This window comes from Nocardia sp. PE-7 (assembly GCF_030486425.1).
GTDB classification, from domain to species: Bacteria; Actinomycetota; Actinomycetes; order Mycobacteriales; family Mycobacteriaceae; genus Nocardia; species Nocardia salmonicida_A.
This window is the reverse complement of the sequence record NZ_CP129614.1, coordinates 6,116,225-6,131,908: the sequence shown is the minus strand read 5'-3', so window position 1 is coordinate 6,131,908 and position 15,684 is coordinate 6,116,225. Positions and strand designations below refer to the sequence as shown.

Genomic DNA, 15,684 nt, shown 5'->3' with positions numbered 1-15,684 from the left:
ACCGACATCGCCATCGGCACTCCCATCGCCGGTCGTGGCGAGCGCACGCTCGACGACCTGGTCGGCATGTTCGTCAACACCCTGGTGCTGCGCAGCGAGGTCGACTCCAGCGCGAGCTTCGGTGACCTGCTCGATCAGATCCGCAGGGTCGACCTGTCGGCCTTCGCCAATGCCGATGTGCCGTTCGAGCGTCTCGTCGACGTGCTCAGCCCCACCCGTTCGCAGGCGCACCACCCGCTGTTCCAGGTGGCGCTCACCTTCGAGGCGGCCACCGCCGCCGATGCCGGCACCATCGCACTGCCCGGGCTCGACCTCGATGTCGTCGACTTCGATCCGGGCACAGCGAAGTTCGACGTGCAGCTCACCGTGGGCGAAGCCGCCGACGGCTCGCTGGCGCTGTCGTGGAACTACGCCACCGATCTGTTCGACCCCGAGACCGTCGCCGCCTTCGGTGACCGGCTGGTGCGCATCCTGCGCAGCGTCGCCGAGAACCCCGACGTGATCGTCGGCGATATCGACCTGCTCGGTGAGGCCGAACAGCGCGATGTCGCCCAGCGCTGGGTGTCCTCGGGCGCCGACGCCATCGGTCTGCCGGTCATCCACGACGCCAGCACCCCCGCGGGCTACCGGCGCGGCCTGTTCGGCAACAAGCACACGACCCTGGTCGACCTGTTCGACGCCGCGGCCGCCGCCTACCCGGACCGCATCGCCGCCAAGTTCGGGGTCGAGTCGCTGACCTACGCCGAACTCGATCGCCGCGCGAATGTGTTGGCGCGCAGGCTGATCGACGACGGCGCGGGCCCGGAATCGCTGGTCGCGGTGATCCTGCCGCGCTCGCTCGATCTCGTCGTCGCGCTGCTGGCCGTCGTCAAGACCGGTGCGGGCTACGTGCCGGTGGACCCGACATACCCGGCCGAGCGCATCGCCTACGTGCTCGAGGACTCGCGCCCCACCAGCGTGGTCCTCGATTCCACCGTCCAGGTGACGGTGCCGGCGCACCTGCCCTCGGTGGTGCTCGACGGATTCGCCGTGGAAACCGGCAATATCGAAGACGCCGACGACGCCACGATCACCGACGCCGACCGGCTGGCTCCGCTCTCGCCGGACAACGTCGCCTACGTCATCTACACCTCCGGTTCGACCGGTCGCCCCAAGGGCGTCGCGGTCGCGCACCGCAATGTGGTGCGGCTGTTCGCCAACACCGACCGCGACTTCGGCTTCGGCCCGCGCGATGTGTGGACGCTGTTCCACTCCTACGCCTTCGACTTCTCGGTGTGGGAGCTGTGGGGCCCGCTGCTGTTCGGCGGCTCGCTGATCGTCGTCGACTACTACACCTCGCGCTCGCCCGAGCAGTTCCTGGAACTGCTGCGCGTGGAGCAGGTGACGGTGCTCAACCAGACGCCGTCGGCGTTCTACCAACTGGCCGAGGCCGACCGCAACGCCGGACCCGGCCTGGAACCGCTCGCCCTGCGCTACGTCGTGTTCGGTGGCGAGGCACTCGAGCTGCGCCGTCTGTCGGATTGGGTCGCCCGCCACGGTGACAGCTCGCCGACGCTGGTCAACATGTACGGCATCACCGAGACCACGGTGCACGTGTCGTTCCGTGCGCTGGACGCGAAAACCATTGCCGCCGCGGCGGGTTCGGTCGTCGGCCGGGCGATCGCCGGGCTCGGCGTGTATGTCCTCGACAGCCGGTTGCGTCCCGTGCCGGTGGGTGTCGCGGGCGAAATGTATGTCGCCGGACCGCAGTTGGCGCGCGGCTACCTGGGTCGACCCGACCTGACCGCCACCCGCTTCGTCGCCAACCCCCTCGCGGGCCCGAGCCAGGGCGGCTCGCGGCTGTACCGCTCCGGCGACCTCGCGCGCTGGAACCGCTTCGGCGAACTCGAATACCTGGGCCGCGCCGACGATCAGGTGAAGGTCCGCGGTTTCCGTATCGAGCTCGGTGAGATCGAAGCCGCCGTGCTCGCACAGCCGGGTATCGCTCAGGCCGCGGTGATCGTGCGCGAGGATCAGCCGGGTGACCAGCGGATCGTCGCCTACGTGGTCGCCGAGGGTGACCTGGAACCCGATCTCGAGGTCATCCGCAGCGGTGCGGCCGAACAGTTGCCCGCCTACATGGTTCCCGCGGCGCTCGTGCGCCTCGAGTGGATCCCGCTGACCGTCAACGGCAAGCTGGACCGCCGCGCGCTGCCCGCCCCCGCGGTGCAGGCGCGGGCCTTCCGCGCACCCGTCACACCGGTGCAGGAAACCGTGGCCGCGGTCTTCGCCGATGTGCTCGGCCTGGACCGGGTCGGTGTCGACGACGACTTCTTCGACCTCGGCGGCAACTCGCTGATCGCCACCCGCGTCGTGGCCCGCATCGGTGCGGCGCTCGGCGCCACGGTGCCGGTGCGCGCCCTGTTCGAAGCCTCCACCGTGGAAGCCCTTGCCGCACGGGTGGAATCGCACACCGGCGGCACCGCCCGCGCGGCGCTGGTCGCCCGTGAGCGCGCCGAAGGCGAACTGGTTCCGCTGTCGTTCGCCCAGCAGCGCATGTGGTTCCTCAACAAGTACGACACCACCTCGGCTGCCTACAACCTGCCCGTCGCGATCCGTCTCACCGGCGAACTCGACACCGAGGCACTGGCGCTCGCGCTGGCCGACCTGGTCCGCAGGCACGAATCGCTGCGCACCCGCTATCCCGAGCACGGTGGCACCCCGGTGCAGCAGATCGTTGCCGCGGAACGCATCTCGCTGGATCTGCGCCCCGCCTCGATCGATCGCGACGAGCTGTTCGAGACGGTCACCGAGTTCGTGTCCACCGGTTTCGATGTGGCCGAACAGGTTCCGATGCGCGCGCGGCTGTTCCGCGTAGCCGGCTCGGCCGACAGCGCTCCCGTCGAGCACGTGTTGGTCGTGGTCGTGCACCACATCGCCGCCGACGGTTTCTCCATCGCGCCGCTGACCCGCGACGTGATGCGCGCCTACACCGCCCGCGCCCAGGGCACCGCCCCCGGCTGGGCGCCGCTGCCGGTGCAGTACGCCGATTTCGCGATCTGGCAGCGCGCCGTGCTCGGCACCGAGGACGACGCCGAATCGCTGATGTCGCGCCAGGTGGGCTACTGGCAGACCCAGCTCGCCGGTGTCCCCGACGAACTGACCCTGCCGTTCGACCGCGCCCGCCCGGCGATCGCCTCGCATCACGGCGCCACCGTGCACCGTGAGCTCTCGCCCGAGCTGATCGCGAAGCTCGACGAGGTCGCCCGCCGTCAGGGCGCGTCGCTGTTCATGGTCATGCACACCGCCCTCGCGGTGCTGCTGGCCCGGCTGTCCGGCTCCGACGACATCGCCATCGGCACCCCCATCGCGGGCCGTGGCGAGCAGGCCCTCGACGACCTGGTCGGCATGTTCGTCAACACCCTGGTCCTGCGCACCGGCGTCAGTCCGGCGGAGTCGTTCACCGACCTGCTCGAACGCGCGCGCAAGGCCGACCTCGACGCCTACGGCAATGCCGACGTCCCGTTCGAGCGCCTGGTCGAACTGCTCGCGCCGGAGCGCTCGCAGTCGCGCAACCCGCTGTTCCAGGTGATGCTGGCCTTCCAGAACCTCGACCGCACCACCCTCGAACTGCCGGGGCTCGCTGTCTCGGCGCTCGACCTCGACGAGAGCGTTGCCCGCTTCGACCTGCAGTTCACCCTGTCCGAACTGGGCGAGCCCGGCAGCGGCGGGATGGCGCTGGCACTGAACTACGCCACCGAACTGTTCGACGAGAACACCGTCGCCGCCATCGCGGTGCGCTGGCAGCGCGTACTCGAGGCCGTCGCCGCCGATGCCGCGATCACGGTCGGCGCGATCGATGTCCTCGATGCCGCTGAGCGGTCCGATCTGGTGTTCCGCGTGGGTGAACCGCCGGTGGCCGCCCGCACCCTGCGCGACCTGCTGTCCGAGGCCGCCGCCCAGAACCCGAGCGGCCCCGCCGTGGTGTTCCAGGGGGCGAGCGTTTCCTACGCCGAGCTCGACGAACGCTCGAACCGGCTGGCGCGCTTGCTGATCGCCGAGGGCATCGGGGCCGAAGACCTCGTGGCCGTCGCGGTCCCGCGCTCGGCCGATTCGGTGCTGGCCGCGTGGGCCGTCGCCAAGACCGGCGCCGCCTTCGTGCCGGTCGACCCGACCTACCCGGCCGACCGCATCGCGCACATGGTCACCGACTCCGGCTCGCCGCTCGGCCTCACCGTCGCCTCCGTGCGTGACGGATTGCCGGATTCGGCACGCTGGCTGGTGCTCGACGAGCTGGATCCGGCCACCGTCGACGGTGGTCCGATCGCGGACGCGGAACTCGTGCGGGTGACCACCCCCGAGCAGCCCGCCTACGTCATCTACACCTCCGGCTCGACCGGCGTGCCCAAGGGCGTCGTGGTCACCCATGCCGGTCTGGCGAACTTCGGCGAGGAGCAGGCCGAGCGCTACGCCCTCGATACCGACACGCGCGCACTGCATTTCGCCTCGCCCTCGTTCGACGCCTCGATCCTCGAACTGCTGCTGGCGCTGGCCCGTGGCGGCGCGCTGGTCGTGGTCCCGCCGGGCGTCTACGGCGGCGACGAGCTGTCCGAGCTGATCCGCACCGAGCGGGTCACCCACGCCTTCATCACCCCCGCCGCCCTGGCGACCTTCGATCCCAGCGGTCTCGACTCGCTGCGCGTCCTTGTCGCCGGTGGCGAAGCGGTGCCCGCCGATCTGGTGTCGAAGTGGGCGGTGGCGTCGGCCGACGGCACGACTCGTGCCTTCCACAACGGCTACGGCCCCACCGAGACCACGATCATGACCAACATCAGCGCCGCGCTGGCGCCGGGCGAGCTGGTCACCATCGGTGGCCCCACCCGCGGCATGCGTTCGCTGATCCTGGACGCCCAGCTCCAGCCCGTTCCGGTGGGTGTGGCGGGTGAGCTCTATCTGTCGGGCATCCAGCTGGCCCGTGGGTACCACGCCCGCGCCGGGCTCACCGCCGACCGGTTCATCGCCGACCCGTTCGTCCCGGGGGAGCGGATGTACCGCACCGGTGACGTGGTGCGCTGGACCGCTGATCGCACCGTCGAGTACGTCGGCCGTTCCGACTTCCAGGTCAAGATCCGCGGCTTCCGTATCGAACTGGGCGAGATCGACTCCGCGCTCGCCTCGCACGAGACCGTCGACTTCGCGACCACCGTCGGCCACAAGAGCACCGCGGGCGCTGTCTCGCTGGTCGCGTATGTGGTTGCCGCGCCGGGTCATTCGATCGATGTCGCCGCCCTGACCGCGCATGTCGAGGATCGTCTGCCCGCGTACATGGTGCCGTCGTCGATCATGGTGATCGACCACGTGCCGCTGACCCCGGTCGGCAAGCTCGACCGCAAGGCGCTGCCGGAGCCGGTCTTCGCCACCGAGGTCACCTTCCGTGCCGCGCGCAACCCGATCGAGCAGACCATCGCCGAGGTCTTCGCCGAGGTTCTCGGTGTGGAGCGCGTGGGCGTGGACGATTCGTTCTTCGCCCTCGGCGGCGACTCGATCGTCTCCATCCAGCTCGTCTCCCGGGCCAAGGCCCGTGGCGTGCTGTTCTCCCCGCGCAACGTCTTCGAGCAGCGCACCGTCGCGGGTCTGGCCTCGGTCGCCGAAACCGCCGATGTCGCCGCGGCGTCCGCGATCACCCTCGCCGAGCTGCCCGGCGGCGGCGTCGGCGAGATGCCGCTGACCCCGGTCGTGCGGTTCATGGCCGAGCGGCCCGGTTCGTTCAACCGGTTCAACCAGACCATGGCTCTCGAGCTGCCGGTCGGCATCGACCGCGCGGGCATCGCCGCCACCGTCGGCGCGGTGATCGACCGCCACGACATGCTGCGCTCGCGGCTGCATCAGGTCGACGGCCGCTGGGTCGTCGACACCGCCCCCGCGGGCACGGTCGACGCCGCCGCGCGCATCGACCACACCGTCTTCGATCCCACCGTCTCCGACGCCGAGCTCGTCGACATCGCCTCCGCCGCACTGGACGCCAGCCTGGATCGCCTCGATCCCGCCGACGGTGTCGTGGTGCGATTCGTGTGGCTCGAGCCCGCCGCGCCGGACAGCAGCGACTCGGACACGTCCACCAGGTCCGCCGCTCGGGCGGGTCGACTGATCGTCGTCGCGCACCACCTGGTGGTCGACGGCGTGTCCTGGCGCATCCTCGTCCCCGACTTCGTCGCCGCGTGGGGTCAGCTCTCGGCCGGTCAACAGCCGGAGCTGGTCGCCCCCGCGACCTCGATGCGAGCCTGGGCGCACGCCCTCGCCGACGAGGCGAAGAGCGCCGAACGCGCCGCCGAGCTCGACTTCTGGCGTGCGGTCGTCGACACCCCTGACCCGCTGCTCACCGAGCGGGCGATGAACCCGGCGGTCGATGTCTCCGGCGTGGTCGAGAAGCTGCCGGTCGAGGTCTCCGCCGAGGTCACCAAGGCACTGCTCACCACGGTCCCCGCCCTGTTCCACGGTGGCGTCAACGACGGCTTGCTCACCGCGCTCGCGCTGGCCGCCGCCAAGTGGCGCTCCACCCGCACCGGCCCCGGCGCACTGGGTAACGGCCGCCGCGCCGACTCGACCGGCGACGCACTGCTCGTGCGTCTCGAAGGCCACGGTCGCGAGGAAGAGGTCGCGCCCGGCGCCGACCTGTCGCGCACCGTCGGCTGGTTCACCGCCATCTTCCCGGTCCGCCTCGACTTGGCCGGCATCGACATCGACGCCGCGCTCGCCGGTGGACCGGCGCTCGGCCAGGCCGTCAAGGCGGTCAAGGAACAGCTGCTCTCGGTGCCCGACAAGGGCATCGGCTACGGCCTGTTGCGGTACATGAACGCCGAGACCGCCGCCGAACTGCCCACGCAGCTCCCCGGCCAGATCAGCTTCAACTACCTCGGCCGGGTCGCCGACAGCGATGTCCCCGACGCCCTGCGCGGCTTCGGCTGGATCCCCGCGCCCGAGCTGGCCGCCCTCGGCGGCGCCTACGACGCGGACATGCCCGCGATGGCGCCACTGGACGTGAACGCGATCGTCGTCGGCGACAAGCTCAGCGCCAATATCGGCTACCCGAGCACGCTGCTCGCCGAGGCCGAGGTGCGCGAGTTCGCCGACCTGTGGATCACCGCGCTGGAAGCTGTGGCCCGGCACGCCAATTCGGCCGACGCGGGCGGTCACACACCGTCCGACTTCGCCCTCGTGCGCTCCACCCAGCGCGATATCGACACCTGGGAGAAGCGCTACCCCGAGCTCACCCAGGTGTGGCCGCTGGCCGCGCTGCAAGCGGGTCTGTTCTTCCACGCGCGCCTGGCCGCCACCTCGGTCGACGTCTACACCGCCCAGGCGGTCCTCACCCTCACCGGTCGCGTCGACGCCACCCGTCTGCGCGCCGCTGCCCAGGCATTGCTCGACCGCCACGAGACCCTGCGCACCGCGTTCGTCACCGACCACGACGGCAATGCCGTGCAGGTCGTCCTCGACACCACCCGCGTGGCCTGGACCGAACACGACCGCATCGAGACCGGCGAATACGCCGACCTCGTCGAAGCCGACCGCACCGCCCGCTTCGACCTGGCGAACCCGCCGCTGATCCGCTTCACGCTGATCCAGATCGCCGAGCACGAGTGGCGCTTCGTGGTGTCCAACCACCACATCCTCCTCGACGGCTGGTCGACGCCGCTGGTCATGCGTGACCTGCTCGCCCTCTACGCCCTGCACGGCGACGCGAGCGCGCTGCCCGCCGTTCGCTCCTACCGCCACTTCCTGGAATGGGTCGCCCGCCAGGATCACTCGGTCTCGGTCGAAGCCTGGTCGCACGCGCTGCGCGGCGTCACCGAGCCGACCATGCTGGCCCGTCCCGACGCGAGCCGCGAGATCGCGGCGTTGTCCGACGAGTACCTGTTCGACCTCGACGAGCCCACCACGGCGCGGCTCGTGGCGTTGGCCGCCGACCTCGGCGTCACCCCGAACACCGTCCTGCAGGTGGCCTGGTCGATCGTGCTCGGCCGGATGACCGGCCGCGACGATGTGCTCTTCGGCACCACCGTCTCGGGCCGTCCCGCGCAGCTGTCGGGCGTGGAATCCATGGTCGGTCTGTTCATCAACACCGTCCCGGTGCGCGTGCGCTTCGACGCCGCCGAAACGGTGCGCGACGTGCTGACCCGCACCCAGGGCGAGCAGGCCGACCTGCTCGACCACCACTACATCGGCCTCGCCGAGATCCAGTCCGCGGCCGGAATCGGTGGCCTGTTCGACTCACTGGTGGTCTTCGAGTCCTACCCGGTCGACGCCGAGGGCATCAAGGCCCAGGCCGCCGACATCGACGGCATGGCTGTCACCGGCCTCGACGCCGCCGACGCCACCCACTACCCGCTGTCGCTGATCGCCCAGCTCGACACCCAGCTGCGCGTGCGCGCCGGCTACCTGAGCGACCTGTTCGACGCCGCCACCGTGCATCGCATCGCCGAGCGCCTGATCCGGGTGCTCACCGCGATCACCACGGAACCGACTGTCGCCGTGGGCGATATCGAACTGCTCGACGCCGCCGAACGTGAACTCGTGGTGCGTGAGTGGAACGCCACCGCGCACGAGGTCGACCAGCGGGCCACCCTCGTCTCGATGTTCGAGGCCGAGGTCGCGCGCACGCCGCAGGCCACCGCCCTGTCCTTCGAGGGCACGAGTCTGACCTACGCCGAGTTCGCCCAGCGGGTCTACCGCCTGTCGCGCTGGCTGATCGACCGTGGCGTCGGCCCGGAAACCTATGTGGCACTGGGCATGCGCCGCTCGATCGACCTGGTCGTCGGCATGTACGCGGTGAGCGTGGCCGGTGGCGCGTATGTGCCGCTCGACCCCGATCATCCGGCCGAGCGCACGGAATACATTCTCGCGACGGCAGATCCGGTCTGTGTGCTCACCTCGGGCACCGATCTGGAGATCGACACCGCACAGGTCCGGATCGACCTGCTCGACCTGGACGGCTACGCCGACACCCGCGTCACCGAGGCCCAGCGGATCGCGCCGCTGCGTCCGGAGAACACGGCGTATGTGATCTTCACGTCGGGTTCGACAGGTCGTCCGAAGGGTGTGGCGGTCAGCCATGGTGCGATCGTCAACCGTTTGGTGTGGATGCAGGCGGCGTACGGTCTGACCGAGGCCGATGTCGTCTTGCAGAAGACGCCTGCCACGTTCGACGTGTCGGTGTGGGAGTTCTTCTGGCCCTTGCAGATCGGCGCGAAGCTGGTTGTCGCGAAGCCCGACGGGCACCGCGATCCGGCCTACCTGGCCGAGATCATTCGCGTCGAGGGCGTCACCGTCACGCACTTCGTCCCGTCGATGCTCGCGGTGTTCGTCGCCGACGCCGACGCCGCGCGCTGCGAGTCGCTGCGGATGGTGTTCGCCTCCGGTGAGGCGTTGCCGCCCAAGCCCGCGCACCGTCTGCGCGAGCTGACCGGCGCCGCGCTGCACAACCTGTACGGCCCCACCGAGGCCGCGGTCGACGTCACCTTCCACGAGGTCGTCGACGCCGATTCCGACACCGTCCCGATCGGCGCCCCGGTCTTCAACACCCAGGTCTACGTCCTCGACGCGCGCCTGCGCCCGGTGCCGGTCGGTGTCGCGGGTGAGCTCTACCTCGCGGGCACCCAGCTGGCCCGCGGCTATGTGGCGCGCCCCGACCTGACCGCCGACCGTTTCGTCGCCGACCCGTTCGGTGACGACGGCGAGCGCATGTACCGCACCGGCGACCTCGTGGCCTGGACCGAACAGGGCGAGCTGGAATACCTGGGCCGCACCGACTTCCAGGTGAAGCTGCGTGGTCTGCGCATCGAGCTCGGCGAGATCGAGTCCGCGCTGACCGGCCTCGACGAGGTGGCGCAGTCGGTGGTCGTCGTGCGCGGCGAGCAGCACACCGGCGATCAGCTGGTGGCCTATGTGATCCCGGCGACCGGCCGCACCGTCGACATCGAGGACGCCCGCGAGGAACTGGGCAGCAACCTGCCCGCCTACATGGTGCCCGCGGTGATCATCGTCCTCGACGAGTTCCCGCTCAATGCCTCGGGCAAGCTCGACCGCAAGGCGCTGCCCGCGCCGGTGTTCGAGGCCGCGGTGTTCCGCGCCCCGACCACGCCGGTCGAGGAGATCGTCGCCGCGACCTTCGCCGACGTGCTCGGCCTGGACCGGGTCGGCCTCGACGACGACTTCTTCGCCCTCGGCGGCAACTCGCTGACCGCCACCCAGGTCGCCGCCCGCCTGTCGGCCGCGCTGGACACCGACATCGGCGTACGCGAGCTGTTCGAGGCCTCCACCGTCGCCGGGCTGGCCGCCCGCGCCGAGACGCACTCCGGCGCCGAACGCCGCGCGCCGCTGGTGCCGCAGCAGCGCCCCGAGCGGGTGCCGCTGTCGCTGGCCCAGCAGCGTATGTGGTTCCTCAACCGCTTCGACCCCGAGTCCGCGGTGGACAACATCCCCGCCGCCGTCCAGCTGTCGGGCTTGCTCGACCGTCAGGCGCTGCAGGTGGCCGTGGCCGACGTGCTCGCCCGCCACGAGTCTCTGCGCAGCTACTACCCGGAGGTGTCGGGGGCCGGCTACCAGGTGATCGTCCCGACCGGCAAGGTCATCCCCGACCTGGCGCCGATCGAGACCACTGTCGCCGAACTCCCGCAACGGCTTTCGGAGCTGGTACAAACCGCGTTCGACGTCACCGCCGAGGTGCCGTTCCGCGCCGCCCTGTTCGAGGTGAGCCCCACCGAACACGTGCTCGCCCTTGTCGTGCACCACATCTCGGCCGACGGCTTCTCCATGGGCCCGCTGACCCGCGACGTGATGACCGCCTACAGCGCCCGCGTCGAAGGCGCCGAACCAGCCTGGCGTCCCCTCGAGGTCCAGTACGCCGACTTCGCGCTGTGGCAGCGCGCCGTGCTCGGTGACGAGGACGACGCGAAATCGGTGATCGCCCAGCAGATCTCGTACTGGGGTTCGACCCTGCGCGGGCTGCCCGAGCAGCTCGACCTGCCCGCCGACCGGCCGCGTCCCGCGGTCGCCAGCGGACGCGGCGCCACCCACACCTTCGAGATCGACGCGAAAACCCATGCGGCACTGACCGAGCTGGCCCGCACCCGTGGCGCGACGCTGTTCATGGTCGCCCACGCCGCGCTGGCCCTGCTGCTCTCGCGCCTGTCCGGCGAGCACGACATCGCCATCGGCACCCCCATCGCGGGCCGTGGCGAGCGTGCCCTCGACGACCTGATCGGCATGTTCGTCAACACCCTGGTGCTGCGCACCGAGGTCGACGGCGACGCCAGCTTCACCGACCTGCTCGGTGCGGTCCGCGCGAGCGACATCGCCGCGTTCGGCCACGCCGACCTGCCGTTCGAGCGCCTCGTCGAGATCATCAACCCCGCGCGCTCGCAGGCCCGTCACCCGCTGTTCCAGGTCATGCTGGCCTTCCAGAACACCGGCCAGACCAGCCTGGAACTGCCCGGCCTCACCGTGAGCGGTGTGGATCTGCCGATCGACGTGGCCAAGTTCGACCTGCAGGTCGTGCTCACCGAGAAGCCGGGCGACGCGTCCGGCATCGTCGCCGAACTGATCTACGCCACCGATCTGTTCGACGCGGCCACCATGGACCGCTTCGGCGCCCGCTTCGCCCGCCTGCTCGCCGAGATCGCGGCGGCTCCGAACCGCGCCGTCGGCGATATCGCCCTGCTCGATTCCGCCGAAACCGCACTGGCCGTGCGCGGTTGGAACGACACCGCGCACGAGTTGCCCGGTGCGGGCACGCTGGTGGACGAGTTCGCCCGCCAGGCGCTGGCCACTCCCGACGCGGTCGCGATGGTCGACCCCGCCACCGGCGAGACCCTGACCTACGCCGAATTCGCCGCTCGCGTACACCGTTTGGCGCATCGCCTGATCGAAGCGGGCGTCGGCCCGGAATCCCTCGTCGCGCTCGGCCTTCGCCGCAGCATCGACCTGGTCGTCGCCGCGTACGCGGTGCAGGAAGCAGGCGGCGGCTACGTGCCGCTCGACCTGGACCAGCCCGCCGACCGCATCGCCTACGTTCTGGAGACGGCGGCCCCGGTCGCCGTCCTCACCACCACCCGCGACGGGTTCGGACTCGACGACGCGGCCGTTGACACCGCTCCGATGACGCTGGTCATCGACGCGATCGACCTCACGGCGTACCCGCAGACCCCGGTCAGTGATGCCGAGCGGATCGTTCCGCTGCTCCCGCAGCATCCGGCCTACGTCATCTTCACCTCCGGCTCGACCGGCCGCCCGAAGGGTGTGGCCGTGCCGCACTCGGCGGTGGTGAACCAGATTCGCTGGATCACCGGCGAATACGGCATCGACGCCGACGATGTGGTGCTGTTCAAGACCCCCGCCACCTTCGACGTGTCGGTGTGGGAGCTGTTCGGTCCGCTGAGCACTGGCGGCCGGATCGTCGTGGCGAGCCCCGACGGTCACCGCGATCCGCAGTACCTCGCCGATGTCATCGCCGCGCAACGCGTCACGATGACCTCGTTCGTGCCGTCGATGCTCACCGTCTTCGCGGGCAGCATCGATGCCGCCGCCGTCGCGGGCGGAGCGCTGTCCTCGCTGCGCGCCCTGCTGATCGCCGGTGAGGCGTTCACCGCCGACGCGGTCGTGGCGCTGCGCAAGGTGAGCGACGCGGCTCTGTTCAACCTGTACGGTCCCACCGAGTTCACCGTCCACGCGACGCACGGCCCGGTCGCCGACCAGGTCGACGGCGCCGTCCCGATCGGCTCGCCGGTCTGGAACTCGCAGGCCTACGTCCTGGATTCGCGACTGCACCCGGTCGCCGCCGGTGTCGCCGGTGAGCTGTATCTGGCCGGTGCCCAGCTGGCCCGCGGCTACTTCGGCCGTGCCGATCTCACCGCCGACCGCTTCGTCGCCGATCCGTTCGGGACCGACGGCGAACGCATGTACCGCACCGGTGACCTCGTCCGCCGTGACCAGAACGGCGTGATCACCTACCTGGGCCGCACCGACTTCCAGGTGAAGCTGCGTGGTCTGCGCATCGAGCTCGGCGAGATCGAAGCCGCGCTCACCGCGCACAACACCGTCACGCAGGCCGTGGTGGTCGTGCGTTCGGACGCGCGCACCGGTGACCAGCTCGTCGGCTATGTCGTCCCCGCCGCGGGCGCGACCGTCGACATCGACGCGCTGCGCGCGCATCTGTCCGCGCAGCTGCCGTCCTACATGGTTCCGGCCGCGTTCGTCGTCATCGACGAGATGCCGCTGAGCGCCAACGGCAAGCTCGACCGTCGTGCCCTGCCCGAGCCGGTGTTCGAGGCGCGGGAGTTCCGTGCGCCGCGCACGCCGATCGAGGAGATCGTCGCCGCCACCTTCGCCGAGGTGCTCGGCCTGTCCGGCGACCGCGCGGTCGGCCTCGACGACGACTTCTTCGACCTGGGCGGCAACTCGCTCATCGCCACCCAGGTGGTCGCCCGACTCGGCGCCGCCCTCGACACCCGCGTCCCCGTGCGCGCGCTGTTCGAAGCGCCGTCGGTGTCCGCGCTGGCCGCCAAGGTCGAGGTCCACGCGGGCAGCGGCAGCCGCCGCGAGCTCGTGGCCGGTGCGCGCCCGGAGCAGATCCCGCTCTCGCTCGCCCAGCAGCGCATGTGGTTCCTCAACCGCTTCGACAGCGCGACCGGCGTCAACAACATCCCGTTGGCGGTCCGCCTGACCGGCGACCTCGACATCGACGCCCTGCGTCAGGCCGTCGCCGACGTGGTCGACCGGCACGAGGTGCTGCGCACCGTCTACCCGGAGACCGCGGAGGGTCAGGGCGTACAGGTCGTCCTGCCCGCCGGTCAGATGCCGATCTCGCTGCACCCGATCACCGTCGGCGAGGACGAGATCCGCGACCGCATCAGCGCACTCGTGCTCGCCGGGTTCGACGTCACCGCCGAGGTCCCGGTGCGCGCCGAGCTGCTGCGCGTCGCGGGCTCGATGGACGGTTCGCACCCCGACACCCACGTGCTGGTCTTCGTCGTGCACCACATCTCCGGTGACGGCTGGTCGGTGCGCCCGCTGGCCCGCGACGTGATGATCGCCTATGCCGCGCGCTCGCGCGGTGAAGCGCCCGGCTGGGCGCCGCTGCCCGTGCAGTACGCCGACTTCGCGCTGTGGCAGCGCGAAACCCTCGGCTCCGAAGCCGATTCGGCGTCGATGATCGCGCAGCAGGTGGCCTACTGGTCGCAGAACCTGGCCGGGCTGCCCGACCAGCTCGATCTGCCCGCCGACCGTGCCCGTCCCGCCGTCGCGTCCAACCGCGGTGGCGTGCACGAGTTCTCGATCGACCCCGCGCTGTCGGCCGGACTCAACGCGCTGGCCCGCGAACACGGCGCCAGCCTGTTCATGGTCGTGCACGCCGCGTTCGCCGCACTGCTGGCCCGCCTGTCGGGCAGCGACGACATCGCCATCGGCACCGCCGTCGCCGGTCGTGGTGAAGCGGTGCTCGACGACGCCATCGGCATGTTCGTCAACACTCTGGTCCTGCGCAGCGCCGTCGACCCGGCCCAGCCGTTCACCGAGCTGCTCGACCGGACCAGGGAGAACGACCTCGCCGCCTTCGGCCACGCCGACCTGCCGTTCGAGCGGCTCGTGGAGATCCTCAACCCGGCCCGTTCGCAGGCGCGCCACCCGCTGTTCCAGGTGATGCTGTCGTTCCAGAACACCGGCGAGGCGTCCTTCGAACTGCCCGGCCTCGAGGTCGCGGGCGTGCCGCTGGATGTGGTCACCGCCAAGTTCGATCTGCACCTGAACCTGGCCGATCGTCACCGTGCCGACGGTTCCGCCGATGGCATGACCGCCGAATTCGCCTACGCCACGGACATGTTCGACGCCGACACCGTCGCCGCCCTCGCGCAGCGCCTGGTGCGGATGCTGACCGCGGTCGTGGCCGAGCCCGCCCGCGCGATCGGCGAGATCGACCTGCTGGCCCCGGCCGAATACCGCCAGGTGGTCACCGACTGGAACGCCACCGAGCACGCCGTCGACCAGGCCGCCACGCTGGTGTCGATGTTCGAGGCGCAGGCCCTGACCAGCCCGAACGCGACCGCCGTCACGTTCGAGGGGACGAGTCTGTCCTACCGCGAGTTCACCGCGCAGGTGAACCGCCTTGCCCGTCATCTCATCGCCCAGGGCGTCGGCCCGGACACCATGGTCGCGCTCGGCATGCGCCGCTCGCTCGACCTGGTGATCGGCATGTACGCGGTGAGCGTGGCCGGTGGCGCGTATGTGCCGCTCGACCCCGACCACCCGGCCGAGCGCACCCACTACGTGCTCGAGACCGCGGCCCCGGTGTGCGTATTGACCACTGTCCGTGACGAATTCGACGCGGGCTCGACCACGGCGCTGAACATCGAACGCCTGGATCTCTCGGGCTACTCGGATGCGCCGGTCACCGATGCCGAGCGGATCGCGCCGCTGCGTCCGGAGAACACGGCGTATGTGATCTTCACGTCGGGTTCGACGGGTCGTCCGAAGGGTGTGGCGGTCAGCCATGGTGCGATCGTCAACCGTTTGGTGTGGATGCAGGCGGCGTACGGTCTGACCGAGGCCGATGTCGTCTTGCAGAAGACGCCTGCCACGTTCGACGTGTCGGTGTGGGAGTTCTTCTGGCCCTTGCAGATCGGCGCGAAGCTGGTCGTCGCGAAGCCCGACGGC

The 15,684-nt window shown here is 70.5% G+C and carries 1 protein-coding gene (running past both ends of the window); it reads left to right on the top strand.

All 15,684 nt of this window come from inside a single coding sequence — locus tag QX204_RS28725, non-ribosomal peptide synthase/polyketide synthase (protein WP_301903634.1), on the top strand. Of the gene's 43,857 coding nucleotides, 13,740 precede the window and 14,433 follow it; the stretch shown corresponds to coding positions 13,741–29,424, spanning codon 4,581 (complete) through codon 9,808 (complete); the first complete codon in view begins at position 1. Both the start codon and the stop codon lie outside the window.